Genomic DNA, 23,910 nt, shown 5'->3' on the forward strand with positions numbered 1-23,910 from the left:
TACACCTATTAGCATATTTTAACGCAATCAACCTTGCTGTTGAGAAATCGACTCTTTCAGGACCTCTCTAAAACTTTTCGGAGGCCGGCCGATCAAATCAGCCAGAACCGGATCGACTTGTGCGAAGTCGCCCTGCCGGCTTGCCAGAAACATCCCCATCCGCATATTTATACTCGCTTCCGGCACGCCTTGAGCCATCATGCGGTCTCGAAACTCTTCGTCCGACACAACGATTCGGCGGATGGTCCGCCCCAAGACCTCGGAAGCGATTGACGCAATCCCTTCCATGTCAATGGCCTCGGATCCCGTAAGATTGGGGGTTATGCCATCCAGTTTCTGCTCGCTGATGATCGCCGCCGCAGCCTCGGCCAAATCGGAGTGGGCTGTCCAGGCAACCGGACCATCCTCAGGAGCGATCAGTTCCTCTGTTTTTATGGCTCCACCGATCAACAGGAGTGCCGATGCGGCGTAGTAGCCGTTACGGAGCGATGTGAAGGCCATACCTGAAGTTTTCAGCAGTTTTTCCGTAGCCGCATGGTGAATCATAGGGGCGAAGTGTGATGTTGGGGAAGAACCTATATGACTTGTGTATAGCACCCGAGTAACTCCTGCCCTCTTTGCCGTGTCAATCGCGGTTTGATGCTGCTGAATGCCATGCGGGATGTCAGCCTCGCCCATGATGCCGGACGAAACGATGAGAACCTGTGACGCCCCCTCAAAAGCGTGGTGCAGACTCTCGGCATCGTCGTAGTCGCCCCGACGGACACGAACTCCGCGTTCTCGAAGCTCTTGTGATTGATTCGGATCGCGGACGCTGACACCGATCTCCTCGGCTGGTACACGCTTGAGTAGTTGTTCTACCACGGCCCGCCCCAATTTCCCATTGGCTCCGGTAACGATAATCATAACAAACAACATCCTTTCATTTGTATGATCGTGTTTATACGGAAACAGTCTTCCCGTTTCTAAATTGCATATTGGGAAAAGAAGCGCCGGCGATCTCCTGTTCTGGTATTGCATCTTCAATTTCCCTGATATCTTCTTCGGTCAAATGAATATCGAGTGATTGCAAAGCTTCTTGAAGATGAACCGGCGATACGGTACCGATAAGCGGTATGATGTCTTCCCCTTTGGATAATATCCATGCAAACGCCAGTTGGGATAACGTCATTTGTTTTTTTACGGCGATCTCTTCCAGTTTTTTGGCCAGGGCAACGTTCTTTCCTATATTCTCTTCAAAAAACAACGGAACATAGCCGCCCTTGCTCTTTTCGATCCGCTCATCTGTCCATTGGCCGGCAAGAAGACCATGAGCCAATGCCCCAAAAGCAACAACGCCGATGCCCAATTCCCTCGCAGTCGGCAAAAGTTCTTTCTCGATGCTTCGGTTAAAAAGCGAGTATTCGACTTCCACCCAGCTGATCGGATGCGTCGCATGCGCTCTTCTCAACGTTTCTGCGTCAACTTGGCTGACTCCAATCTGTCCGACATAGCCGGCCTTAACCAAATCGGAAATGGCGCCGATCGTTTCTTCTACAGGAATACCCAGATCAATTCTTGCGGGCTGATACAGATCAATATAGTCAAGATTGAGTCGTGTGAGCGAATAGGCAAGAAAGTTTTTAACATGATGGGGGGAAACATCCAGTCCGTACAAGGAGCCGCTCGGCGTATTCAATGCACCGAACTTCAGTGATATAAAATAGTCATCCCTTTTGTACCCCTTGAGCGCTTCGGCGATGACCATCTCGCTTCGGCCGGCACCGTAAAAGTCCCCAGTGTTGAGATGATTGATTCCACTCTCAAAAGCGGTATGAATAGCAGCAACGCCTGCACTTTTGACAGCTTCATTGACATTTGACATATGGCCGCAGCCGAGTCCGATTCCGGATAGCTCCAGTCCGCTTGGTTGATCATTCATTATGGAAACCTCCTGAACTTTAAAATAAAATTATGTAGCCGTCTACATAATTGTTCAAAAAAATAATCACATGTGGTAAACTCATCCATTCGGCGGCTATTTTTCGACGTTTTCAAAAGCACGGGTCAGCAAAGAAACAAACATGGCTTTTTCGGCATCAGACATCCCTTGTGTGATCAATTCTTCAGATTTCGAGAAGGCATCACTCCTCTCGCTAAGAAATTGTTTGGCTTTATCTGTTATGTCAATACGGAGGTTGCGTCCATCCTTAGGGTTGCTATTACGCGTAATGAATCCGGACTTTTCCAAACCGTTCAATAAATTCGTCACAGACGGACCGCTTAAAGCCATTGTTTTTTCAAGATACTTTCGATTGATCTCTATATGCTCCTCTATGGATTGATGAATATGCGAGAGAAGAATCGCTTGCGAGCTATTCAAGCCGTGGTCTTTCAGAAGCTGGTCGATGATTTCCCGGACACGTTGTGCAATGACTTTGATGTATAGGCTATAGGGGTACATTTCGAAAACGCTTGGCATAGGTTTCTCCTTGAATTCATGTAGATGACTACACTATATATGGGGTATTTATTTTTGTCAATAACACGTAAGAATTGTACGCAGTTCGTTTAACCCCGAACAGAAAACAGCCATCTCCCCCCAGCGGACGGAAATGGCTGATATAACGGTACCGGGTAGACATTTTGCCGCCGTCATCGAGCCTTCGCGAGTTTCGTGCCGCGAACCGATGCTGCAGCGTATACGACAAGCGCTGTCCAGATGAGCGCAAAGCCGATGAGAAGAACCGGCGAGACCGATTCTTTGAACACGAATACGCTCAGTAACAGCATGATCGTCGGCCCGATATATTGTACGAAGCCGAGTGTAGACAGGGCCATCCGGGCGGCCGCACGCGCAAAGAAAAGCAGCGGTAGCGCTGTTACCACGCCGGAAAGAAGCAGTTCGACGAAAGTGGACACAGGCAGCGTCCATGCTGTCGTTTTTCCCACGGCGGCCAAATAGATCCAGTAGCCAAGCGCAACGGGCAGGACTACAGCTGTCTCCGACAGCAAGCCTACAGAAGCGTCTTGTCCGATCTTCTTCTTCGCGAGGCCGTACAAGCCAAACGTCGCGGCCAGTGAGATTGAAATCCATGGGAACCGTCCGTAGTCGATGGCGATGATGAGCACCGCGGCGCCAGCAATGGCAATCGCGAGCCATTGGCCACGGTTTGGCTTCTCACGAAGGAAGACAACCGCAAGCAGCACGTTCACCAACGGGTTCAAATAATAGCCAAGACTTGTCTCAACGACATGGTCGTTGTTGACCGCCCAGATGAAGATGAGCCAATTGGCAGCGATCAGCAGTCCGCTAGCGGTGAGCGACAGCAGGAGCGAGCGGCTAGACACAATCCGTTTCATGTCACCCCAGCGACGCTGGACTGCGACGAAAATACCCATAAAGACGAACGACCAGACAACCCGATGTGACAGTATCTCGCCTGCCGGCACATCGTTAAACAACTTCCAATAAAGCGGGAGAACCCCCCACATGATATACGCGATAATCGCATTAACCAACCCGTTGTTCATCATCAATTTCCCTCTCCTTACTCCGATGTCTTAACGGATTATACGCCTCGATCATCGTTTAAGTAAAGAGATTAATATATTAGCCCCCATTTTCACCTGGCTGACAATCCAACCCCTTACTTATCGGTTCTAATGTCGAAAAACGAACCGCTTTTGCTTTGAAAATATGCTCCACTTCAGACCGTTAAATCATTTTCTGATTTTATATGAATCGCTTCTTGTAAAAGTCTTTGGAGAACCGCAGCAAACACAGCGATCACCAAAGAGGCGAAAATAATGACCCATCCCATTGGTATGAAACTTGGAGGGTCAACTCTCCTTCCCAAGAGATAGTAGAGTGGCATACCTAACAGGTACAGAGTACTGATTGTGATGGCACAGTATCTTATATTTTTTAATGCTTTTACCGATAATTCCGAGAACGCTTGGTTCTTATCAATATAGCTTAAAAGTGAAAAGGCATGATACAGAGCAAAGTAAAAAGGAATCGCTGCTGCGTACATATCCATTAAAACGAGAGATTTCATATAAGCTATTTTGGGATACAATTCTCCAGCTAAATTCCCGATCTTAGGCACTAAAAATATGCAAATTGCGAGAATGGGTATCCCAATCATAATAACAGCCATCTTCAAAAAGAGTGTTGTTCCTCGTTTCATAAGTGCACCTCACTTATTTGATGTCAGTTTTTACTTTGCCACATAATTTATTGTTTTACAATAAATTAATATCGTTTTTATAAAACAAAAAGCATTTCTCATTATAAAGAAATGCTTTTACTTTAAAATGTTAAATTTACAACTCATTCAACAAAACTGTCCGTTAGCTTAACGCCTGCAGCTCAGATATAGCATTGGTCTAACACCGAGCCAGCTCATTCACGACCTCATTGATACATTTTGATCCGTTAACCGCTTACATAACGATAGTTCGTGTGTCCACTTCTCAAACCACTCTTTATCTTTCCAATCCAAGGAGAGATCTATAAGTTCCGGTAAATCGTCCATGCATATTACAGCGTTGTTATTCCAAGAAACCCGATCCGTAGAAACTTCGATAATTCCCAAATCATTTGGAATTGTGGCTTGAACCAAAACCGTGGATTCCCGCATCAGCAACAAAAAGCCGGTGACCTTCTGCCCTCTGTAGCTGGCAAATACCCAATCTCCTTCGGTCATCATCCCATCAGCCTCCAATGAATCTGTTACTTAGAATTAAAGGTTCGCCTTTGTTTATGTTTATGCTTCATGTCATCAAATTAGAAAAAAGCCCCTTATTATTCCAAGCTACCTTTGGTTAGCGTCTGGTCAGTTTATATTATTGGAACGCGGATCTCTAACTCAAATCAACGTTGTCACCATTGGCTTTCTTGGCACGCAATGTGATTTTCCAGCTGATATCTACCTTGTCCTCTGAAGACAGCAAATCCCCCTTCAGAATAAATACTCAAAGGGGGATTTGACTATTTCGCTATTCTAATGCAAGTCGTTGACTACGATTGAAGCTTGCAAATCTCCTTATCCATAAGAAGCTTGATAAATAACCCGCCTTGTACCGATCTGTTCTGGAAACCAACCATCTTCGCGTCGGTCGTCTGGTACCAATCGGTCATCGGAACGCGGCTCTCCGATTGATCGTAAGCGAGCCATAACCGATCGATGATCGTATTGAAATCATCCTTGTCTTCACAGAGCGCGGCACTCCACACGATCCAATCGGATTTGGTGTAGGTGTTGCGATTGTCCAGCATAAGGCCGTAGGTACCCGAATGCTTCTCGATATAGGCTTGCGTCTCTGCCTTGAACGTATCTTCAGGAAATAAGTTCAGGCCGAAGATTTTATCCCAGATGGCATTATACTTCATGCTGAAAGAGCCGGGGCGATCGAACGCCAGACGGAATGTACCGTCATCGTTTGCAGCCATAGACTTCCATTGCTCCGCCATCGATCGGGCGAGTTCCATGAGTTCCTCTGCCTTTTCCTCGTTTCCTGCCATGCGGTTCAAGATAGAAAAGCTGGCGATACCCATAATCGCTTTAAGCGACAAGTTGCAGTTATGGGCCAAGTGCCCTGCAAAATCGTCCGTACACAGCTGGTTATCCGGATCGATGCCGTTTTGGATCAAGTACTGACACCAAGTTTCAAGATGTCCCCAGTTTTCTTGCGCAAATGAAACATCCTGCTCCGCTATCGCGACAGCCGCAGCGCATATTAACATATTGCCGCATTCTTCAACCGGCATTTGCCAGTCGGGTGTAGTTCCGTTGCTGTACACTTGCCCATTCAGAAGCGGGTAAGTGCCCACATCGTGGGGAGCAAAGTCAAAATGCCAAACATCGGTTGATGCGTACTTGAATATCGGCCGAAGCATCCCTTTCACCAATTCGGGATTGTATAGCAAAAATTGTGGAATGGATGGGTAAGTCACGTCAAGCGTAGCCGCACAGCCATTGCTGAAGTTCTCCTTGGAAATGAACAGAACTTCTCCATCCGGACCCACTACGATTTTATGGGCGGCAATCGCTTGCCGGTAAGCGAGGGATACCAGGTCTGCATACTTTTCGCTTCCCGAAGCCGAGGCGTCTTGATACAATTTTTCAGCAAACTGTTCGCATTTTTCATACAACGTATCATATTCATTTAGCGCCTGCTTTATCGCCTCTTCAATCGTCTCTCCGTCTTTTCTCCAATAGGCATCTAGCTTTTCGTGAAAATATTCGATCGATTTAATATCGTCATAGCCGACTGCAAAAAGCCCTTCTGCATTCTGCTCCGTATCCAGAACGATCGATAGCCCCATGGCATGATTTACGGTTCCGTAGAGGTTTATATCTTCGGAAGCGCTTACTGAAGCGCCGCTATGATTGGATGCGAGATAGACGTAGCCCCAGTTAATTCGAAGATCATCCCCGCTTCTGGTTAACGGATGCTGAATGCTGCTGCCCACCTTGCCGCAAGTAAAACCAGGTTCGCTCAGATCCGTGTACACGGTCGGAAACTCGTATTTCAAGTTTTGGCATAACTCTGCATCTACAGTGATGGCAACTGTGACGTCATGTTTTTTCCCGTCGTTCGACTCGGTTGTCACATGTATATAAGACACCGGTCTGGACATGAGCTTCAAATCATCCAACAGCAATGGAGTCGTGAACGTAACGGTTAGCCGAATCTCATCGCATGCAAACTCGTATTGGCTTGACAAAGCATGAATATCCAATTTTGTCTGCTCCATAAGCAGGCTATCCGGCTTAATGCCCATGAAAACATATTCTTTCCCATCAACCAGCACAGTGCCGGTCATCCGGTGAGGTTTGCCCGTCCAATGCTTAGTGTCCGATTCATTGAGCTTGTCTGCCATGGACCAGATGGAAAAATAAGGGTCAACCGTAATCAGCGGAACAGCTGGTGCACGAAGATTCATTTGGATTCCTCCCATTAATGCGTTTCTTAGTGTATAATTTATCATGTTCCAAAACGTAATTTAATAGGATTTATCATTGTAAATGTGAGGATTATCATGATGAACGAAACCATTTTCAATTTTTGGCATCTTAATGATTCCAAGCTTCCACTCAATGTGCTCATGTCGGGCATCTCTTACTGTGATAAGAATTACCGGATCGAACGCCATGGAGAAAACCTGTACTCGTTTGAATATATCATCGACGGCAGCGGCGTTCTAGAGATCAATTCCCAAACGCTGTACCCTCAGAAAAACGACGTTTACATATTGACTAAAAACAGCGACCATATCTATTATTCCAGCGAAGATCAGCCCTGGATTAAAATTTGGATTATTTTTAATGGTGATTTTGCCGAATCTTTATTCAAACATTATCTCCCTGAAAATACGTATCTCATCAAGGAGTGCAACATTCTTTCCTATATGAATGAAATTATTAATCTTTCGTCGGCCACACATATGGACTATCCCAGCTTTATAGACGAAGTAACCGTCCTTCTTCTTAAAATCGTATTGCGCTTAAAAAACCATTTAAAACATAAAGCCCCAACCATATCCGAGCAGATCAAGTCGTATCTGGACGGCAATATCGAGAATAAAGTGGATTTGGACGATCTGTGTGAGCAACTCGGCTATTCGAAAAATCATATGATCAAGATGTTTCGGGAAACGTACGGGATTACGCCTTACGCCTATTTTCGCAAACATAAAATTGAATTGGCCGAGCAATATTTACTGAATACCCATCTCAGCATTAACGAAATTTCAAACAAGCTGAATTTCGCCGATCAACATTATTTCTCCTCTGTCTTTAAATCCATCGCCGGTGTTTCCCCTTCAGAGTATCGGCAGATTAAATAATAAAGAATGACGACCAAGGCTCTCTACCCATCGCTGGAATTCGCCGGATTTAACCCGGACATCATCAGAAGCCGCTGCGGTGATACCAAAGGCTTTAGGCTTTACTGGTTATGGGATAACTCGAAAAATTTTATTAGATGACCGAGCAAAATCTGAGGTTGAGCAGAAATATACGAAACATGATCTCCAGGCACTACGATGAGGTTGGTGTGAAGCAGCTCTGCCATTTCATTGGCGTACTCTGGGCGAATAATATCTCTGTCTCCAATGACAAGCAGAACGGGTGCGGTAATTTGTTGCAATTGCGTCGGCTCAAGAAAATCCTCAGTATTCGGGTTATTCGCCATTTCTGCACCTTTGGCAATAAGTTTGGACCAGTTATCAGGATGGGGGGCTACACGTTCGTATTCTTGCTTCATCTGTAATGGAAAAGATTCGGCAGAAGCATGTTTTATGCCTTCGACGATATAGGGAAAATAGCCATCCATACTATAAATAGTCGAGGCTAGTGCCAGCTTGCGAACAAGGTGAGGATTAGACTTCGCCAGATGCAGTGCGACTGTTCCACCAGCACTGTATCCAAACACATCCGCTTCCGTGATTCCTAATTGACTCACAAGTTCAGCGGTGTCACGACCCATTTGAGCAAAACTTAAGGGGCGGTTAATGTCTGCGGTATGACCATGGCCCTGCTGTTCAATTAAAACTACCTGGCGGTGAAGAGCCAACTCCGGTAATATGGGATCGAACATGCTGGCAGTCGCAAACTGCCCATGGAGCAAAATTAGTGGTTTACCACTCCCATGGATTTCATAATACATATGTAGTCCATTTACTTTCTCATAACCACATTTTTTTCCACTCATGCTTAAGCCTCCTTGCGTTATATTTGTAAGATCGTCCATTCAAGTTTACCTACGGACGACTGGTATTTTTAATAGTATCACAGCAAATGTTTCTAAGTTCTTTTGGATTGCTATCTTCAACCATGTTCTTGTCGTCTTCCATCTATTCAGATAAATGCGCAGCCGATTTGATATCCTGTTGACTTAAAAATTTCATTAAATCATGACTCAGCTGCACGATCTCATTGTTAGCACTATTCGCATAATCCGGTAACATCATATCGCGAACCATTTTAGTTCGTAGCCATGTCATAAAGAACAAATCCAAAAATAAGTTTGGAAATTTAAGCACCCTTTTAAGCATGGGTGGATCTATTGAAACGCCAGCTTTTTGTATGGCCCTTAGATACGCTTTTAAAGTGACTGTTATTTGGCGTGCCGTCTTTCTGGTTCTGACTGTATTTTTGTCAGTTATTTTATCTTCAGAATGCAAAACGCTCAACATGGCAATGTCGGAAACGGAATGTGTGATGAGATACGCTTGCATATCCTTTTTAATAACGTAGGGAAGCTTTGCTGTTTTAAATAATTTTGCGAGTTTTTCGATGCGTTCTGTCACTTCACCATTCACTTCTCCAAATGCAGTTGCCGCTATCATCTTTGGTAGAAATCGAGCGTGCAATACTCCATCTTTCATCTGTCCCCCGAAGCCGGGAAAAGCAGGTAGAAGTCGATTCCCTACGATATCCAGCCACGAAGAAAACCCAATTGAATTACTAGTCATCGTAACGATATGTTTGCTTTGATTATCTTTTAGCGCTAACAACGCTGATTCAGACCGGTCATAACGAACGGTGACGAAAATAAAATCGTAAATATCGTCATTTTCGAGCGTATCAATGACCTTCACTTGTATCGATTTAACTGAACCTTTTTCTTTATACTGCAGGCCATTTTCGCTTAACGATTTAAATCTTTTAGAATGGGCAAACAGCGTAACATCAAACCCTGCTTCAATAAGCTTCATTGCGTATATGCTCCCGATGACACCTGCACCAAAAATTAAAATTCGGTCTTGTTTTGCTGACATGAAAACCACCCCTATTTATTAACATTTCCTTTGGACAATCAGACAACGTGTTGTATGATGTGATCATAAATCTATATTATTCCTTGATCAACCATCAGTATTTTAGAATTTGTCGGATGATATTTTTATTGGCTAGTAGGAGGGTAACATGAAAAAGCAACCGCAAATAACGGAGAAAACAAAACAAACGTTTATAGAAGTTTTTTGTGAGTTATATAGCCAAAAGCCGATTGAGAAAATTTCGGTTCAGGAAATTGCGAATAAGTCAGGATATAACCGCAGCACCTTTTATCAATACTTTACTGACATTTACGAATTGTTAGACTCTGTTGAGAATGACTTATTGAATGACATGAAAAAAGAATTGGCGAATAAAGAGCTATCGTTGCATACGTTTCAAGATACGCTCTATTGTCTGGACAAAAGAGAACATCTCCTGGTTCTTAATGCCCTTTTAGGAGATTATGGAAGCGCCCGTTTTATAAAACGCTTAAAAGAAGAAATCACTTTGGGACAATTAGAATTAAACGTTCCGCAAAACCATTCCTTAACGCCATATTTCACTGAGTTTTACCTGACAACTTCCCTTTCTTTATTTCGTCTCTGGATCCAGCGTCAAAAGGATTTATCGTCAGAACAATTTTTCAAGCTAGTGGAGAACTTATATTCAAGCGGGATTACGCCCTATTTTAAAGAATGAGTCTGATTTCAGACCGATGAATTCCCGGATCGGCTGTCGTCTATATAAACGAAGGCGTAAACGAACACAAACCAATTTGATGAAGAGGTGTTTTGAAAATGGCATTAATGTCCGCATTCACGAGCTTCAACCTGCCTGTAAAAAACGTAGAACAATCGAAAGCGTTCTTCAACGGTCTCGGATTCGAGCTCAATCCGCAATTTCCCGAGAATGATAACTCGGTAGCCATCATCATCGGCGACAACCTGCAGGTCATGCTGATCAATCAAGCATTCTTTACTACGCTCACGGAGAGGGAAACCGTCGATACGAGCAAGTATGCGCAGATGACGATCGCACTCGCCTTCGAGAGCCGGGAAAAGGTCGATGAAATCGTGAATACCGCGGTCTCCTTGGGCGGGAAATTGCACGCTGAACCTGAAGATCATGGGATCATGTATCATTGGGGCTTTGTAGACTTGGACGGCCATCTGTGGGCCATTAACTACATGAACATGGATGCGGCACAAGGTTAAGGCTGACGGGGAGCATGCTCATACCAGGGTTTAAAAAGAAAAGACGCCGGGCATCTTCCCCGGCGTCTTCTTCGCGATGATTAGTTTTGTTCGGTATAGGCTTTGAAATTGTCCATGATCGCTTGCCAGCCTGCTTGCTGGAACTCGACGGGATTGGAGCTTTCCGCGTCGAACGTTTCGATGACCTTCATCTCATTCCCTTGATCAACGAAAGCAATATCCACTCTTCTTCCGTCTTCCATGGTGTAGCCGATCGCCTCATGCCGATTCACAACATCGTAGACGCCGCCAAAATCAAAGCCCATGCTGCCATCCTTCGCTTCCATCCGCGTCGAAAACTTGCCGCCAACCCGCAGATCGTTTTCCGCTCTCGGCGCATGCCAGTCCTCGGACGCTTGATTCCATTTCGTGATGTGCTCCGGCTCGGACCAATAGCGCCATACTTTCTCGACGGGGGCTTTAATGACGGTTTGTACAGTTACTTTCGTTGGTTGATTCGTTTCCATTGGATTGGACACCTCTCTCATGATATTCGTTGTTTGGTTAGTCTCAATAATATAGACGAATGCTAAATACGAAATTCATCGGTCGAGTCGCTCAGGCAGCCCAAATCGCGAAAATAATTTTGTATTGATGAAGTTTTGGACGTGCAGGATTTGATTTTCCTTGGTTTCGATGACATGGAAGCCCCAGGGTACCAGGCCAAAGCCCTCTTTGTCCGGCATATACTGGGCCAACGCCGGATAACCGCCATTCACCGTAATGGGCACAAAACGCGAACCTTCGCAATGCCAGCGAGTAAGCGAATAGAAGGCGGACAAATCTTCCTTGCCGTGGATCCACATCTCGAAGGGCGGCATCGACATGCAGCCTTCCTCGTGGAACAGCGCGACGAGCGCAGCAATATCGAATTGCTCGAAGGCCTCCACATACCGTGACAGCAGCTCCTGCTCCGGTTGAACGTCCATGCTGCTGAGCTCATCCGAGCGAAGCTGCGCCCGGTCCATCGTTTCTCGGGCTCTCTGCAAGGCGCTGTTCACCGCTGCCGGTGACATCGCCAACGTTTCCGCGATCTGCTTGGAGGACCATTCAAATACATCCTTCAAAATGAGTACCGCACGTTGCCGCGGAGGCAAGGTTTGCAGGAGAGCGATGAAGCACAGTTGAAGGGTATCTCTGCGGACGAGCCGATCCTCCGGATTGCCCCCAAAGTCGGGAGACGGCCAGATCCAGGCAGAGTCCGGCAGCGTGTCGCGCGGTTCGACGATGGTGACGGCCGGGTCGAACAGGTCAACGGGAAGCGCGCGCCGTTTGGATTGTCTCAGCTTGTCCAAGCACAGGTTGGAGGCAATCCGATAAACCCAAGTTTTGAACGAAGAATCCTGTCTGAACGTGCTCCAGCTCTGCCAGACCCGAATACTCGTCTCCTGAACAGCATCATCCGCATCGTCCATGGAGCCTAGCATTCGGTAACAGAACGAGGTTAAGCCCGGCTTCAAGCTTGCAAATAATGATTCGTCAAATACCTTCTCGTTCATCGTGTCCTCCCTTAACGATCTCCCCGAAGGGCAATACCTTCATTATATGCAATGAAGCGATCTAATTCATCAACGTTTCTGGGCATTCTTTGTTAATCTAACCTGCCCGCTAGTTCAACAAAAGCAGACAAACATGATGGTGAACTGCTTCTCTGGGTTTTATGAAGGATAATTAATTTGTCTGTTTGGATAACGTCCCGAAATATTCCACAACTACCTCACGGAATTCGAGAGCAGCCCGCGAAATGTACCGACTCCTGTGCCATAACAAAGCTATCTCCCGTACCAATTCATGATTCTCTACTTTGAGATATTTGATATGTTCCCCAGAATACCTTGCCGTACTTGGTATAAAGGCTATGCCAATTCCCGCTTCTACTAAAGAACTTAGCCTTGCAGGTTCGTCACCCTCATACACATATGTAGGTACAAATCCAACCGATTTGCATATAGAATCCACCAGATCTCGTGTACCGTAGCCTCTTTTTACACCAACAAAACATTCATCCCTTAGCTCAGTCAGAGATATGCTGTTTCGGTTAGCAAGCCGATGCCCTTTGGGAACAGCTACAAGAATCGGGTCGATGAACATGATTTGACATTCAATGTCTTCCCCTTTTATAGGAGGTGAGGACAAGCAAAAATCAACCTCTCCTCTATGAAGAAGCGTAACCATTTCCTGCGTGGTGAGCATTTGCACATGAAATTGGATATCGGGACGCTTGTTCCGAAACTCTCGAAGGATCTGAGGCAATGTGCTTGCGGTGGTCACCGCCAATTCGAGTGTGCCATCTTCTTGTCTGGACACATCGCTAATCTCCTGTTTCCCCTGTTCCAATTCAAACAACGCCCTTTCAGCACGGCGATAGAATCTGCTTCCAAACTCATTCAATCGCAGTTTCCTCCCTATTCGATCGAATAACGGGACCCCCAAATCCTCCTCCAAGCGCCCAATCGTTTTGCTTAGTGACGATTGAGTGACATGCAGACTTCGTGCTGCTTCAGTCATATGTTCCAAACGAGCTACCTCGAGAAAATATTTCAGTTGAAGAAGTTCCATTTCACACTCTCCTTTCATTCCTTTGAGTCAATGAAATCATAACATAAAATGCGTTGGAATAAATAAATGATTTCAAGTACGATGATGACACTAACATACAGATCGGTGGGATAAAAATGAGTATTCGCAATAGGTGGTTGATGATCTCCGTTGGACTAGGGATTCTATTGAACCCATTAAATTCTTCAATGATTTCAGTTGCCATCCCAAGGCTACAACATGTGTTCCAACTCGACTTTACAGTGGTATCCTGGATCATTTTTTCTTTCTACATTGCGAGTGCTATCGCTCAACCTATCATGGGAAAAGCCAGCGATTTATTCGGTAGGAGGAGGATATTTCTTACCGGGCTTGTTGTATCCTTCGTTGCATCATTATTAGCACCACTGTCCCCAAACTTTGGTTGGCTCATCGTGTTCCGCATTGTGCAATCCATCGGAACAAGCATGATGGTTGCGGTTGGAATGGCCATTGTGCGAATTCATATTAGGGAGAAACAAGCGACTGCACTGTCAGTCTTGTCCATATTCCTATCCGGAGCGGCAGCGATTGGCCCCTTTATTGGCGGGGTCATCATTCACTGGTGGGGCTGGCCTGCTATCTTTTTGGTTAATATCCCCTTCATAGTGACAAGCTTTTTATTAGCTTGGAGGCATATTCCTAATGATGTTCCGTCTATGACATCCGTTGCTCGCAACATGTCCTTTCGCAGATGGTCTGATTTGATTGATGCGCCAGGAGTTCTGCTATTCACTGTGGGTCTGGTTGCTCTGCTCGTTGGATTATTGTCCGCAAAATCATCTGGTCAAATTTCATTTAGTAACGTTATTGTCGGGCTGATTGGCTTCGTTGGACTGGCAGCTTTCGTGCGACATGAGTTAAAAGCGAAAGCACCCTTTATTCCTTTACTCACATTCGCTAAATATCCTGCAATGACTTGGGTCAATGTCGAATTCATGGTCGTTAACTTGCTTTTTTACTCTCTCTTTTTCGGACTTCCTTCCTACTTGCAAATCGTACGTCATGTCAGCGAGTTCCATACCGGGATGCTCATGCTAAGCTTAGGCTTGTGCTCGCTCGTTGCTTCTCCGATGGCAGGACGATGGATCGATAAATCAGGACCTCGACCAGCACTGCTTATGTCCGGAGTGCTGATGACATTTGGGTCCGTATGGATCGTGATCATGACACTGGATCAGACTTCACCGGTTATCAGTGTGTGTGTGGCTTTAGCTGCATTCGGTATTAGCAACGGGTTAAACAGTGTCGCTATGCAAGCGGCCTTATTCCAAAGTTCACCAAAAGAAATTATAGGTGTAGCATCTGGAATATTTAATACCTCAAGATACCTGGGAACCATTCTCTCTTCATTACTCATTAGCAGCGTAATGGGAGATAACTTCAGCTACGAGGGATTTCGAGTACTTGGGATTATCCTCACGTTAATTGCATTGTCCTTGGTATTCGTATTTTGGCGTCACAAGGAGTCCGGGCAGCTGCATGAGTCCTAGTTATCTGACAGATGTAGCTTACCCTTCGTTACTTGAACAGAAACTAAAAAAAAGCCGCATCAATGCGGCTGTTAAGTGTGTATGTTCTTGAAGGAAAATTCACGCAAGTCTTGAATATCCCTTATCGGGGAACGTCCAAATAACCGGGCGTACTCTCGGTTAAATTGTGAAGGACTTTCATATCCAACACGGAATCCTGCGTTAGCTGCATCCAGGTTTTCCGTAAGCAGTAGTCGTCTTGCTGTTTGCAAGCGAATGATCTTTTGATATTGAAGCGGACTCATGGCCGTTACTTTCTTGAAATGTCTATGCAAGCTCCTCGGACTCATCTTGACCGTCTTAGCCAGCTCTTCAATGATTAGAGGCTCAGAATAATGATTTCTGATCCATTGTATGGCTTCGGATATACATTGAGCATAGCTTCCGATCACGGCAAATTGCTTCAGCAGCTCTCCCTTCTCGCCTTGAAGGACCCTATAAAATATTTCCTTAACGATCAAGGGAGCCAGCATCTCAATATCAGAGGGGGTATCCAGAAGTTCTACAAGGCGTAAAACCGCTTTGAGCAAGTCCGAGGTTGACGAATTGAGCAGGATTCCTCGTTCAGTCGTCATCTTCTTCGATGGACTGGATGTTTTCGATATATCGAGAAGAAGATCCGGATCGAAGGTCAGTTGTAAACTTAGGTACGGATGGCTTGGCGATGCTTCAGTAATTTGTCCGATCACAGGCAGATGTACCGGAGAGACCAAATAGCTACCTGGGTCCACATTATATCTTTCCTCGGCTAATTCCACCGTTTTAGAACCTTGGACAACGATGTAAAGGGAAGGATGGCTGTTGCTGTACACTGGCCCTGACTGCTGAGATTGACGTCTGAAATAAAGCTCAGGAATTGCCATGCTGTGTACGCCATCCATCGGTGTAAGACGATCCATGTACTGGACTAACTCGGAAATGAGCTCTTTCAAGTTTATGCACCAACCTCTTTTGTTCAAAAATCAGTTAAACCCATTATACTTCTCTGGCGGGATTAGGCAAGGAACGGGCATGAATGATCTACCGGTTGAACACCCACTTTTCTTAAAATGAAATGTGTAAGAGACATTTAATATAGAAGAAAGAAGTGGTGAGTGTGTCCGGAATACAAGATAAAGTCATTGTAATAACAGGCGCAAGCGGCGGGATCGGTGAAGCAACTGCAATGCTGCTTGCCGAGAGAGGAGCCCGAGTTGTGCTTGGCGCGCGGCGATCGGATCAGCTGGAAGCTATAGCTGACCGGATTGAGAAGTCTGGCGGTAAGGCAGCTTATCTCGTTACTGACGTGAAGCGGTCCGAAGACCTTTCAAACCTTGTCCAATTGGCAAGCGAGAAATTCGGCAAGCTTGATGTTCTTATTAATAATGCGGGTTTCATGCCCATGTCTCCCTTTGACGATCTGCGGGTCCAGGAGTGGGAAGACATGATCGACATCAATGTTAAAGGAGTTCTATATGGGATAGCAGCGGCACTACCCACTTTTCGGAATCAGGGCTCAGGACATTTTATTAACATTGCTTCCACGGCAGCTTATCGGATTTTGCCTAATATGTCGGTTTATGCAGGGACAAAGCTTGCCGTTCGTGCGATCTCAGAAGGTCTGCGTCAAGAGGCCGGCGATAAGCTTCGCGTAACGATTGTTTCACCCGGATTCACAAACACACCTGGCTCCATGCAATCGGATGCTCTGGACGCTATAAGGGACCCAGAGATGAAAGCCAAGCTCGAAGCTTATCAGAATATCGGGTTATCCCCCTACTCTATCGCCAAAGCTATTGCGTTCGCAATTGAGCAGCCCCATGACGTGGATGTCAGTGAAATCGTGGTCCGCCCCACAGCGCAAGGATAGGAGACGGATCATGCTGACTAAAAACATCAAAAGCCACCATTTATCGTTACCTTAAAATTGCTCAAAAGTAAGGAGTAGTTTTAAGGCACATACTTGAATCAGGTTTTCAGCTACCAGTAAAAGGACGTACCACTGCACTGCGTTGCGGTTTAGGTACGCCCTTCTTTATAACAGCTTATTTAACAATTCTTCTTTCCCAAAACAGCAGCCGGTTCAAAATGCGATGTGCCAGACACCAGATTAATATGTCTTTAAGCAGCACTGCTGCAGATAGGACGAGAAGATTTTTGTATTCATTAGCATGTGTTTGTTATCTCCATCCAGCTTGCTCAGCAAAATCCCTCCCTCCAACAAGGAAAATGCAAATGATGCTAGCGCATCCACATCCAGATTCTCTCTAAACTCCCCAGCTTGAATGCCGTCACGAATGATACTTTTCATCATATCCAAGAACGTATGCAAACCTTGTCTTGCCCGACCACAAAGCTCTGAATGCGTATCGTCACTTTCTACAGCTGTATTCTGCATAGGACATCCGCCGATAAATGGTGGATTGTTTACAACGTCCTCATAGACACGAAAAAAAGCCATTAACTTTCCTGAAGCAGACTGCTCTTGGTCGATCGCCTCAGAAAATTTTCTGTTGACCATGCCGGCAGCATAATTGTAAGCTTCCAGCGCGATTTCGTCTTTACTGGCAAAATGTCGATAGATGCCCCCCTTCTTAATTCCTGTGTCGGCAATAATATCGTTTAGCGATGTGCCGGCATATCCTCTCTGGTTAAAAATTTCAGCCGATTTCATAATGATAAATTCCCGTGTTCGATCCCCTTTTTTCATGTGCTCCTCCGTATGAACCTCTTTTATTTCAATGGTTTTAAATAAATTATACAATTCTGGCCTTGTCATTTACTAGAATCCTGATAATATAAAAGATACCGTTTGGTCTCTTTTATTGTACAGCAAGCCATTCCAAAATGAAATAGCGCTGGGTTTGGAATAAAGAAACTTTTTAGGAGGAGTGTTCAATGAGTAGAAGTAGGCATTAGATCGCTAGATATGTAACCTCTCACAATATAAGAAGGAAAGAAGGAAATCTCATGGAGGATGCTCTCCACAATACGAAGACCGAGAAAAATGAAGTTCTCTTGCTTCCCCGTGAAGGCTTTATTATTACGTTGCTTTGCATTACTGTTGTGTTAGTCACAATGAATACGGCCATGTTTAATTTGGCATTAAGCGATTTAAGCCATGATTACAACCTGCCTTCATCTATCGTTTCATTGACCGTCACCGGCTATTCTATCATGTTCGCCATCTCCTCGATCACCTACAGCCGGTTGTCTGATTTGGTTCCGCTTAACCGATTGTTCGGCATTAGTCTGGTTTTGACGGGAGGCGCCTCGGTTGGGGCGATGCTGAGTAACCATTTCTGGGTGCTGCTAACTGCCCGCATCGTGCAAGCTGCCGGGGCCGGGGCGGCACTCTCCCTGTCCATAGTGCTCCTAGCCCGTTACATACCTCAGGTACGCAGAGGGAAATCGATGACGTTCATCATGTCCTCCGTGTCACTGGGTTTTGGACTTGGCCCGGTCATTGGCGGCTTTGTGGTGCAATATCTCGGATGGAAATATCTTTTTGCCATTACATCCTCGCTGTTGTGCATTGCCCCGCTGCTGATGTGTTTGATTCCAAAAGAGTCGATGTCCAAACGGTCTTTCGATGTAATGGGGGCAGTGACACTGAGTGCAGGTACAGCAGGTCTCCTGCTATTTTTCACCAACTATCATCCCGTTGCCTTGTTGATCGGAATTTCAGGGATAATCGTCTTTACTCTGCATATCCGCCGAGCGAAGCATCCGTTTGTGCTGCCGTCATTACTAGCTAACAGAACCTATCTAATGCTTGCTTTCATCGGAGTCTTAGCCTATTTATGCAACTTTGCAACGCTTTTTTTGCTACCGCAAATGCTATTGAAACATTTTGGTTTGAGTGCAAGTCATGCCGGATTTGTTATTTTTCCAGGTGCTATTTTGTCTACATTGCTATCAAGAAGGGTCGGGGCGATGATCGACGAGCGGGGAAGCAGCAGAATGCTGCGTACGACTCCTATGCTCGTATTATTGGCGGCCGTATTATTCGCAGGACTGGGCACCCACTTTTGGGTGGCCAATGTTTTTGTGTACATGCTGATGAATTTAGGCTTTGCTATCATTAGCAGCAGCGTATCTAACGAAATTTCGTGTATACTCCCCTCTTCTCAGATGGGTTCAGGAACGGGATTGTTCCAACTGATGCAGTTTATCGGCGGCGCATTCAGCATTGCGGTGATGTCCAGTGCAATGGAATGGCAAAAGCATCTTCCGCCTAGCCAGACGTATGCCAACCTATTCTGGGGGCTTGCCGTGATGGCGGCTATATCCAATTTGTGTGCCTTTTTGTACCTAAGACGAATAGCCCCAAAAGCCACATCGTCATCTTCATCTTCATCTTCATCTTCATCCTAGCAAAGTGCAGTTGATTCAAGTCGAGTTGCTGTTCTAACATAGGGAGGATGCCACTTTGGTGTTAATGCATGTAACTTCAATACCCTCAAAACGCCCTACTTTTACAAGCCTATATCAGGAGGTAAATGCCCATGATCCCAACAAGTGAATGGCTGTCCCATTGGGAGCAGCAGCGTCACAAATTGAAATGCCCTGTAGATTTGAATGATTATTTTATTTTGCCTGAAATAGCAGGCAAGCAGCTGGCAGTTATAGATTTTGGTCCCACCTCCATTCCTACCGGCCAAATTCTTGTCCGCGACCCGCTATGTTATTTGGGGAGTATAAAGGAGCAGCCTTATTTCCAAACGGCGTCCGTTGGAACGTACTCAGCCGAAGCCTGTGTGGTGAAGCCGGACGAGGATGGTGACTGTGCCCGTTATGCCGCCGTTCGTCTGCGATTTTCCGATGTTCCTGCCGTCCGGTTCGAGGAAGCTCTGATTGGACATGAAGATATTTCAGGGATGGGGGACGGAGAGTTTTTTGGCTTCAATGTAGATGCCGGTCTGGCATGTATTTGCGATAAGCAGGCGCACCAAGCTTTTTGCGACTTTGCTAGTCGGTGGCATCAAGAACATCCTGATGGCAATCTTTACGATGATTATTTTGCAGCCCTGTTTGCCAAGAGTTATCGCGAAAATCCACAGTATCAACGCAGTGGTGGCGATTGGCTAAACTGGAAAATCCCTGATACCGAGTACCATATCCCCATGTTCCAATCCGGATTTGGCGATGGCGCTTATCCGGTTTATTGGGGATACGATCAAGCAGGTGAAATTTGCCAAATCGTCGTTCAGTTTATTGACATTCAATTGGCATATATGTAAGTCAGTTCAAAGGAGAACGGCCGTCATAGGCGTTCTCCTTCTTGTCATACCGAATCTTCCTCTTGCTACCTGCTGTACGTAAGCTTCGCTGAGGCCACAACACCAAAAATTCCGGATGAGGAGCCTCGATATATTCATCACTACAGTGAATGCAGAGGATTACCCCTGCTTGTTACATATGTACCAGACCTCCTTACTCCTCACATACACTGGTATTTACAATGAGGATATGCTGTGAATAAAATCAGTCTTTTGCTCTTTTACGATGATATTAAAAGGTAGGAGCAGGGTATTCATCAATTCTGAACCGAAGTAAACTATATGGTTTTTCCCGCAGGTCTCTCCCATAATGAAATCTCGCCTGCCGATGTAATTGATTCACAATGACATATAAGTATTGATCGGGGCCAATCGAAAAAGTATCCGGCCATAAAATTCTCGGATCATGTGCGATGGTTTCCATTGCGCCATTCGGTAAGATTTTCCGGATGCTATTATTTTCATAGTCTCCTGCATAAACAGTTCCTTTTGAGCCGGTGATCATTCCATCAGACGCACCTTTTTCTCCCCAATACTGCACATATTGAGATAAATTCATGTCCTGTATCCTTCTGTCTCTTAGGGCTTCTGTTGAGATCGAGAACAGATGACGGCTGGTTAACGGAGCATAAAATAAAACCTTACCATCAACAGAAATCGCTAAACTATCGGAAGCCATTCTAAAAGGGGAAGTTGAACCGTCCGGGTTTCGATTCATCAAAATTCTACCCTCTACTTTTGGTAAAAAATGAGAATCAGGTGAAGTTGATACTGCCCCATTTAATCGTCTAAACGCGTTTCCATTGTCTAAATCCACGACGATAATAGCCCCTGGCCCTCTGGAAGAAGAATCCGTTATATATGCATAGCCTGCTCTGCCTACCCGAAAATCCAAACGGACGTCATTCAGATAAGTTGTTGGCAAAACAACATCTTCAGTAAAGGTATATACTCTCCTTATTGTGTTCGTGCTTAAATCAACAGCAACTAATTTTGCTCCCCCTTGAATAGGTTCAGAAAAATTTGGTGCCCCTGTATCCAATACCCAAAGTGTTCCTCTTCCGTCAGCAACGATGCTTTGGACACTGACGAAAGACATCGTAATATTCGTAGTTTTAACCAAATTGGTTTCTAAATTGGGATAAGGCTGCAACTCACCCTTTACAATTTCCGCCACAGTAAATTGGACATCGTCTCCCCATTTCGGAAAGCATACAAAAATACGACCGGTTTCCGAAACGCTGACACCAGTAGGCATAGTCCCATAAAAAGCATGCACTACCTCAAACTGCCCAAAATACTTTTCCATAGGTAACTTAGGTTGCATGATATCCTCCTCATCAAATCTAAACGGATATCACCTATATATGATGAAAATTTGATGTAGTGCCTGTTTCTTGTTAAATTGATCTATCGTGATGGATACTGTGGGTTTGCTTGTTTTGTTCAACTTCAGCCACTTTTTTCAACTGTTGCAAAGGCTAATTCAAATCTGTATTTTTTTGCAAATGCTGTTAATTTTAATGGCAACAGACATGTTCTATCTTTCTGTAAGTTAGGGAAAAAGACAGCCGGCTTTTGGGGGCGGCTGCCTTCAATGTTCATTGTGCTAACGTATTCCGTTAGCTGGGAAATATTGAGATTGCTACTCTGTCTTAATAGGCAGCTTTAAAACATATTCTTCGACTTCCTCAGCGCGTGCATTGGAAAACCCCTTGTCTTCACCACAAATCTTAAATCCGCATTTTTCCAATACCCGAATAGAAGCTGTATTATCTTTTGCTGCACGAGCAAATAAGGGACGAATGTTTATATAGTCAAGAAGTTGAGAAAGAGATCTAGTTGCAATACCTCTTCCCCAATACTCTCGTGCGATCCAGTAGCTGACTTCTGGTTCACCGAACTGTTCAAAACTCGATACATGCCCCACAACTTGATCGTTAAAAAGCACGGTCTTTTTTATAATCCGATCGTCGTCTAATATCTTGTGCCAGTGAGACATAAAGGCGATCTTGTCCGTTGGATCTTTGGCAGTAAAGGCAGCCATATGGTTGGCAGTCTTGTCCAATTGCTGCTCAAAAAAGATCGGCAAGTCATCTTTATTCACGTCTCGCAATATCACTTCGTTATTCATATTTCCACCTCACTAATCGTCCCGCATCCGTTGAACAATGCGAAATGTTGAAAACAATGGTTCATTGCTGTTCGCAACTGCTTTATTGGCTGTATGCCGTTCTCGTACCATATGTTTTTAACAACGAGTGTTCCGGTTTTTCGCTCCGCGATGATTTCGGCTCGTCCGATTAGGCTTTCTCCGTATAATAGAGGCAGCACATAATAACCGAATTTCCGTTTGATTGCGGGCGTGTAAATCTCCCAGGTGTAATCGAAGCCAAACAATTCGCTGATCAGCTTTCTGTCCCAAATCAAATTGTCCAGCGGGGCAATCAGCTCGCAGCGAAATTTCGGTTCCGGATTTTGCAGGACGGCTTCAATTAGCGGCAAGTCCTCTGCGCGGCAGTACAGCGTATCCTTCAATTGCTCTACGGCAATAGCAACAATACGAGCTTCGTCCAACAACTGCCGGAAAACCTCGTTACGCTGCACCGCTTTCAATCCCCATATGTTCAGCCAAGCATCGGATGCCCGATTCCATAACAGGCCAACAGCACCGATCCGGCGCAGTACCCGCCACTTGTGATGATCAATCTCGGCCATCAGCGGCTCCGGCGCATTCAACAGATTTGGCGGTATGTATTTCTCGGCAATATCGTAATATTTACGTGTTCCTTTTTTGTGATGGATAATCAACTCGCCTGTCGAGTACATCTGTTCCAGCACCGACCGGGACGTATTGTTTCCGCTGCTCCAGTGGATGGCAGATTGCCACGAGAAATTCCCATCCAATTGTAGATCATCCGAGCTTAACGCACCGTGATTGTGGATGTGAACCCGCACTTGCTCAGTCAACTCTTCCATTCCGGGGTAGCGCTTGGCATGTTGTCGGGCGGCCTGCCTGTACCGCTCAAAATACGGCCAGTCCTCAAGAGGCATAATAGCCAGATTCTTGTCAGGATAATCGATCAGGTATCTATCTTTATACAGCAGCTCGTCGAGCATGTTCTTGGTGAATCCTTTGATTCGCGACTGCAGCACCAATTCGGCGTTTTTTCCGCAAACATCGATGGGATCGTATTGAATACAGCCGACCTGCCGCACAAACTCCAATACTCCCTCTTTTCCAGCAAATTGATATTCACCTAAGAGCCCGTGCTTCAATAACAGAAATTGTCTTGCCTGGCGGTTTGTCAATTCGATCATGAACGCATCGACTCCTTAACGAAACATTCGGGAGCCGAGTGCACAAGATGACGGATGGCGAGGTTGCTTATCTCAATATAGTCATGATTTACTTCTTGCCATAATGGCAGAGTCCATTCGGGAACTTCGTCTGCAATCCGGTTCCCTAATATCGAAAATGGCTCTTTTTCAACGATTCCAACCACGCCTATTC

25 protein-coding genes are annotated in these 23,910 nt (G+C 45.4%); 7 read left to right on the plus strand and 18 right to left on the minus strand.

Annotated elements, in window-relative coordinates:
• Nucleotides 1-27 precede the first annotated feature (27 nt).
• From BCV73_RS13375 to BCV73_RS13405, 7 genes are all read right to left on the minus strand, one after another.
• The gene (locus tag BCV73_RS13375) at nucleotides 28-906 is read right to left on the minus strand and encodes an SDR family oxidoreductase (RefSeq protein WP_089547481.1); all 879 of its coding nucleotides are present in this window, start codon (nucleotides 904-906) and stop codon (nucleotides 28-30) included.
• A 34-nt stretch (nucleotides 907-940) separates the two neighbouring features.
• The gene (locus BCV73_RS13380) at nucleotides 941-1,921 is read right to left on the minus strand and encodes an aldo/keto reductase (RefSeq protein WP_089547482.1); all 981 of its coding nucleotides are present in this window, start codon (nucleotides 1,919-1,921) and stop codon (nucleotides 941-943) included.
• A 96-nt stretch (nucleotides 1,922-2,017) separates the two neighbouring features.
• A complete protein-coding gene (locus BCV73_RS13385; protein ID WP_076165084.1) occupies nucleotides 2,018-2,461 on the minus strand; it encodes a MarR family winged helix-turn-helix transcriptional regulator in 444 nt (147 codons plus the stop codon).
• A 173-nt stretch (nucleotides 2,462-2,634) separates the two neighbouring features.
• A complete protein-coding gene (gene rarD / locus BCV73_RS13390) occupies nucleotides 2,635-3,513 on the minus strand; it encodes an EamA family transporter RarD (protein ID WP_089550238.1) in 879 nt (292 codons plus the stop codon).
• 176 nt (nucleotides 3,514-3,689) lie between these two features.
• Nucleotides 3,690-4,172: a DUF2975 domain-containing protein gene (locus BCV73_RS13395; RefSeq protein ID WP_089547483.1), complete on the minus strand. Its 483-nt coding sequence runs from the start codon at nucleotides 4,170-4,172 to the stop codon at nucleotides 3,690-3,692.
• A 219-nt stretch (nucleotides 4,173-4,391) separates the two neighbouring features.
• Nucleotides 4,392-4,694, minus strand: coding sequence for an IDEAL domain-containing protein (locus BCV73_RS13400; RefSeq protein WP_089547484.1), 303 nt, complete (start codon nucleotides 4,692-4,694; stop codon nucleotides 4,392-4,394).
• 311 nt (nucleotides 4,695-5,005) lie between these two features.
• Nucleotides 5,006-6,934 (minus strand): glutaminase domain-containing protein, encoded by a 1,929-nt coding sequence (locus BCV73_RS13405; RefSeq protein WP_179231990.1) that lies wholly within the window; start codon nucleotides 6,932-6,934, stop codon nucleotides 5,006-5,008.
• A 99-nt stretch (nucleotides 6,935-7,033) separates the two neighbouring features.
• On the opposite strand from BCV73_RS13405, the gene BCV73_RS13410 reads away from it, so the two are divergent.
• The gene (locus tag BCV73_RS13410; RefSeq protein ID WP_218828138.1) at nucleotides 7,034-7,837 is read left to right on the plus strand and encodes an AraC family transcriptional regulator; all 804 of its coding nucleotides are present in this window, start codon (nucleotides 7,034-7,036) and stop codon (nucleotides 7,835-7,837) included.
• A gap of 101 nt (nucleotides 7,838-7,938) precedes the next feature.
• On the opposite strand, the gene BCV73_RS13415 is transcribed toward BCV73_RS13410, so the two are convergent.
• Both BCV73_RS13415 and BCV73_RS13420 read right to left on the minus strand, forming a co-directional pair.
• Complete coding sequence (locus tag BCV73_RS13415; RefSeq protein ID WP_179231991.1) at nucleotides 7,939-8,703, minus strand: alpha/beta fold hydrolase; 765 nt, start codon at nucleotides 8,701-8,703, stop codon at nucleotides 7,939-7,941.
• A gap of 142 nt (nucleotides 8,704-8,845) precedes the next feature.
• Nucleotides 8,846-9,772: a ketopantoate reductase family protein gene (locus tag BCV73_RS13420; RefSeq protein ID WP_089547488.1), complete on the minus strand. Its 927-nt coding sequence runs from the start codon at nucleotides 9,770-9,772 to the stop codon at nucleotides 8,846-8,848.
• A 148-nt stretch (nucleotides 9,773-9,920) separates the two neighbouring features.
• Here BCV73_RS13420 and BCV73_RS13425 point away from each other — a divergent pair, with 148 nt between their 5' ends.
• Entirely contained in the window at nucleotides 9,921-10,472 is a 552-nt protein-coding gene (locus BCV73_RS13425) for a TetR/AcrR family transcriptional regulator (RefSeq protein WP_089547489.1), read from the plus strand.
• Between the two features lie 98 nt (nucleotides 10,473-10,570).
• Nucleotides 10,571-10,987, plus strand: coding sequence for a VOC family protein (locus BCV73_RS13430; RefSeq protein ID WP_089547490.1), 417 nt, complete (start codon nucleotides 10,571-10,573; stop codon nucleotides 10,985-10,987).
• A gap of 80 nt (nucleotides 10,988-11,067) precedes the next feature.
• Here BCV73_RS13430 and BCV73_RS13435 read toward each other — a convergent pair whose 3' ends face one another.
• The 3 genes from BCV73_RS13435 to BCV73_RS13445 all read right to left on the minus strand — a co-directional run bounded on the left by BCV73_RS13435 (nucleotide 11,068) and on the right by BCV73_RS13445 (nucleotide 13,585).
• A complete protein-coding gene (locus BCV73_RS13435) occupies nucleotides 11,068-11,493 on the minus strand; it encodes an SRPBCC family protein (RefSeq protein WP_089547491.1) in 426 nt (141 codons plus the stop codon).
• Nucleotides 11,494-11,568: 75 nt separating this feature from the next.
• Complete coding sequence (locus BCV73_RS13440; protein ID WP_089547492.1) at nucleotides 11,569-12,525, minus strand: sigma-70 family RNA polymerase sigma factor; 957 nt, start codon at nucleotides 12,523-12,525, stop codon at nucleotides 11,569-11,571.
• Nucleotides 12,526-12,697: 172 nt separating this feature from the next.
• Nucleotides 12,698-13,585, minus strand: a complete 888-nt coding sequence (locus BCV73_RS13445; RefSeq protein WP_089547493.1) for a LysR family transcriptional regulator — start codon at nucleotides 13,583-13,585, stop codon at nucleotides 12,698-12,700.
• A gap of 116 nt (nucleotides 13,586-13,701) precedes the next feature.
• Between BCV73_RS13445 and BCV73_RS13450 the strand changes: the two genes are divergently transcribed.
• Complete coding sequence (locus tag BCV73_RS13450) at nucleotides 13,702-15,096, plus strand: MFS transporter (RefSeq protein WP_089547494.1); 1,395 nt, start codon at nucleotides 13,702-13,704, stop codon at nucleotides 15,094-15,096.
• Between the two features lie 71 nt (nucleotides 15,097-15,167).
• On the opposite strand, the gene BCV73_RS13455 is transcribed toward BCV73_RS13450, so the two are convergent.
• Entirely contained in the window at nucleotides 15,168-16,067 is a 900-nt protein-coding gene (locus tag BCV73_RS13455; protein WP_179231992.1) for an AraC family transcriptional regulator, read from the minus strand.
• 164 nt (nucleotides 16,068-16,231) lie between these two features.
• On the opposite strand from BCV73_RS13455, the gene BCV73_RS13460 reads away from it, so the two are divergent.
• Nucleotides 16,232-16,984 (plus strand): SDR family oxidoreductase, encoded by a 753-nt coding sequence (locus BCV73_RS13460; protein WP_089550240.1) that lies wholly within the window; start codon nucleotides 16,232-16,234, stop codon nucleotides 16,982-16,984.
• Between the two features lie 240 nt (nucleotides 16,985-17,224).
• Here the strand turns inward: BCV73_RS13460 and BCV73_RS13465 are convergent, their stop codons facing one another.
• Nucleotides 17,225-17,893 (minus strand): TetR/AcrR family transcriptional regulator, encoded by a 669-nt coding sequence (locus BCV73_RS13465; protein WP_481855792.1) that lies wholly within the window; start codon nucleotides 17,891-17,893, stop codon nucleotides 17,225-17,227.
• A gap of 191 nt (nucleotides 17,894-18,084) precedes the next feature.
• Here BCV73_RS13465 and BCV73_RS13470 point away from each other — a divergent pair, with 191 nt between their 5' ends.
• Both BCV73_RS13470 and BCV73_RS13475 read left to right on the plus strand, forming a co-directional pair.
• Nucleotides 18,085-19,491, plus strand: coding sequence for an MFS transporter (locus tag BCV73_RS13470; RefSeq protein WP_089547495.1), 1,407 nt, complete (start codon nucleotides 18,085-18,087; stop codon nucleotides 19,489-19,491).
• Nucleotides 19,492-19,622: 131 nt separating this feature from the next.
• A complete protein-coding gene (locus BCV73_RS13475; RefSeq protein WP_179231993.1) occupies nucleotides 19,623-20,357 on the plus strand; it encodes a DUF4241 domain-containing protein in 735 nt (244 codons plus the stop codon).
• 271 nt (nucleotides 20,358-20,628) lie between these two features.
• Here BCV73_RS13475 and BCV73_RS13480 read toward each other — a convergent pair whose 3' ends face one another.
• The 4 genes from BCV73_RS13480 to BCV73_RS13490 all read right to left on the minus strand — a co-directional run bounded on the left by BCV73_RS13480 (nucleotide 20,629) and on the right by BCV73_RS13490 (nucleotide 23,717).
• The gene (locus tag BCV73_RS13480) at nucleotides 20,629-21,723 is read right to left on the minus strand and encodes an L-dopachrome tautomerase-related protein (RefSeq protein ID WP_089547497.1); all 1,095 of its coding nucleotides are present in this window, start codon (nucleotides 21,721-21,723) and stop codon (nucleotides 20,629-20,631) included.
• A gap of 125 nt (nucleotides 21,724-21,848) precedes the next feature.
• Nucleotides 21,849-22,001 carry a hypothetical protein gene (locus BCV73_RS35425; RefSeq protein WP_218828139.1) on the minus strand — a complete coding sequence of 51 codons (153 nt, stop codon included), beginning with the start codon at nucleotides 21,999-22,001 and terminating at the stop codon, nucleotides 21,849-21,851.
• A 40-nt stretch (nucleotides 22,002-22,041) separates the two neighbouring features.
• Nucleotides 22,042-22,530 carry a GNAT family N-acetyltransferase gene (locus BCV73_RS13485; RefSeq protein WP_089547498.1) on the minus strand — a complete coding sequence of 163 codons (489 nt, stop codon included), beginning with the start codon at nucleotides 22,528-22,530 and terminating at the stop codon, nucleotides 22,042-22,044.
• Nucleotides 22,527-23,717 (minus strand): winged helix-turn-helix domain-containing protein, encoded by a 1,191-nt coding sequence (locus BCV73_RS13490; RefSeq protein WP_089547499.1) that lies wholly within the window; start codon nucleotides 23,715-23,717, stop codon nucleotides 22,527-22,529. The genes BCV73_RS13485 and BCV73_RS13490 overlap by 4 nt, the downstream gene beginning before the upstream one ends.
• Between the last annotated feature and the right edge of the window lie 193 nt (nucleotides 23,718-23,910).

The organism is Paenibacillus sp. SSG-1, from assembly GCF_002224835.1.
Taxonomy (GTDB): Bacteria; Bacillota; Bacilli; order Paenibacillales; family Paenibacillaceae; genus Paenibacillus_AQ; species Paenibacillus_AQ favisporus.

Bases quoted from the DNA above. Each gene is read 5' to 3' on its own strand.
- BCV73_RS13375 (WP_089547481.1), bottom strand. From the start codon at position 906: ATGATTATCGTTACCGGAGCCAATGGGAAATTGGGGCGGGCCGTGGTA.
- BCV73_RS13380 (WP_089547482.1), bottom strand. From the start codon at position 1,921: ATGAATGATCAACCAAGCGGACTGGAGCTATCCGGAATCGGACTCGGC.
- BCV73_RS13385 (WP_076165084.1), bottom strand. From the start codon at position 2,461: ATGCCAAGCGTTTTCGAAATGTACCCCTATAGCCTATACATCAAAGTC.
- rarD (WP_089550238.1), bottom strand. From the start codon at position 3,513: ATGAACAACGGGTTGGTTAATGCGATTATCGCGTATATCATGTGGGGG.
- BCV73_RS13395 (WP_089547483.1), bottom strand. From the start codon at position 4,172: ATGAAACGAGGAACAACACTCTTTTTGAAGATGGCTGTTATTATGATT.
- BCV73_RS13400 (WP_089547484.1), bottom strand. From the start codon at position 4,694: ATGATGACCGAAGGAGATTGGGTATTTGCCAGCTACAGAGGGCAGAAG.
- BCV73_RS13405 (WP_179231990.1), bottom strand. From the start codon at position 6,934: ATGAATCTTCGTGCACCAGCTGTTCCGCTGATTACGGTTGACCCTTAT.
- BCV73_RS13410 (WP_218828138.1), top strand. From the start codon at position 7,034: ATGAACGAAACCATTTTCAATTTTTGGCATCTTAATGATTCCAAGCTT.
- BCV73_RS13415 (WP_179231991.1), bottom strand. From the start codon at position 8,703: ATGAGTGGAAAAAAATGTGGTTATGAGAAAGTAAATGGACTACATATG.
- BCV73_RS13420 (WP_089547488.1), bottom strand. From the start codon at position 9,772: ATGTCAGCAAAACAAGACCGAATTTTAATTTTTGGTGCAGGTGTCATC.
- BCV73_RS13425 (WP_089547489.1), top strand. From the start codon at position 9,921: ATGAAAAAGCAACCGCAAATAACGGAGAAAACAAAACAAACGTTTATA.
- BCV73_RS13430 (WP_089547490.1), top strand. From the start codon at position 10,571: ATGGCATTAATGTCCGCATTCACGAGCTTCAACCTGCCTGTAAAAAAC.
- BCV73_RS13435 (WP_089547491.1), bottom strand. From the start codon at position 11,493: ATGGAAACGAATCAACCAACGAAAGTAACTGTACAAACCGTCATTAAA.
- BCV73_RS13440 (WP_089547492.1), bottom strand. From the start codon at position 12,525: ATGAACGAGAAGGTATTTGACGAATCATTATTTGCAAGCTTGAAGCCG.
- BCV73_RS13445 (WP_089547493.1), bottom strand. From the start codon at position 13,585: ATGGAACTTCTTCAACTGAAATATTTTCTCGAGGTAGCTCGTTTGGAA.
- BCV73_RS13450 (WP_089547494.1), top strand. From the start codon at position 13,702: ATGAGTATTCGCAATAGGTGGTTGATGATCTCCGTTGGACTAGGGATT.
- BCV73_RS13465 (WP_481855792.1), bottom strand. From the start codon at position 17,893: ATGACAAGGCCAGAATTGTATAATTTATTTAAAACCATTGAAATAAAA.
- BCV73_RS13470 (WP_089547495.1), top strand. From the start codon at position 18,085: ATGGAGGATGCTCTCCACAATACGAAGACCGAGAAAAATGAAGTTCTC.
- BCV73_RS13475 (WP_179231993.1), top strand. From the start codon at position 19,623: ATGATCCCAACAAGTGAATGGCTGTCCCATTGGGAGCAGCAGCGTCAC.
- BCV73_RS13480 (WP_089547497.1), bottom strand. From the start codon at position 21,723: ATGCAACCTAAGTTACCTATGGAAAAGTATTTTGGGCAGTTTGAGGTA.
- BCV73_RS35425 (WP_218828139.1), bottom strand. From the start codon at position 22,001: ATGAACATTGAAGGCAGCCGCCCCCAAAAGCCGGCTGTCTTTTTCCCT.
- BCV73_RS13485 (WP_089547498.1), bottom strand. From the start codon at position 22,530: ATGAATAACGAAGTGATATTGCGAGACGTGAATAAAGATGACTTGCCG.
- BCV73_RS13490 (WP_089547499.1), bottom strand. From the start codon at position 23,717: ATGATCGAATTGACAAACCGCCAGGCAAGACAATTTCTGTTATTGAAG.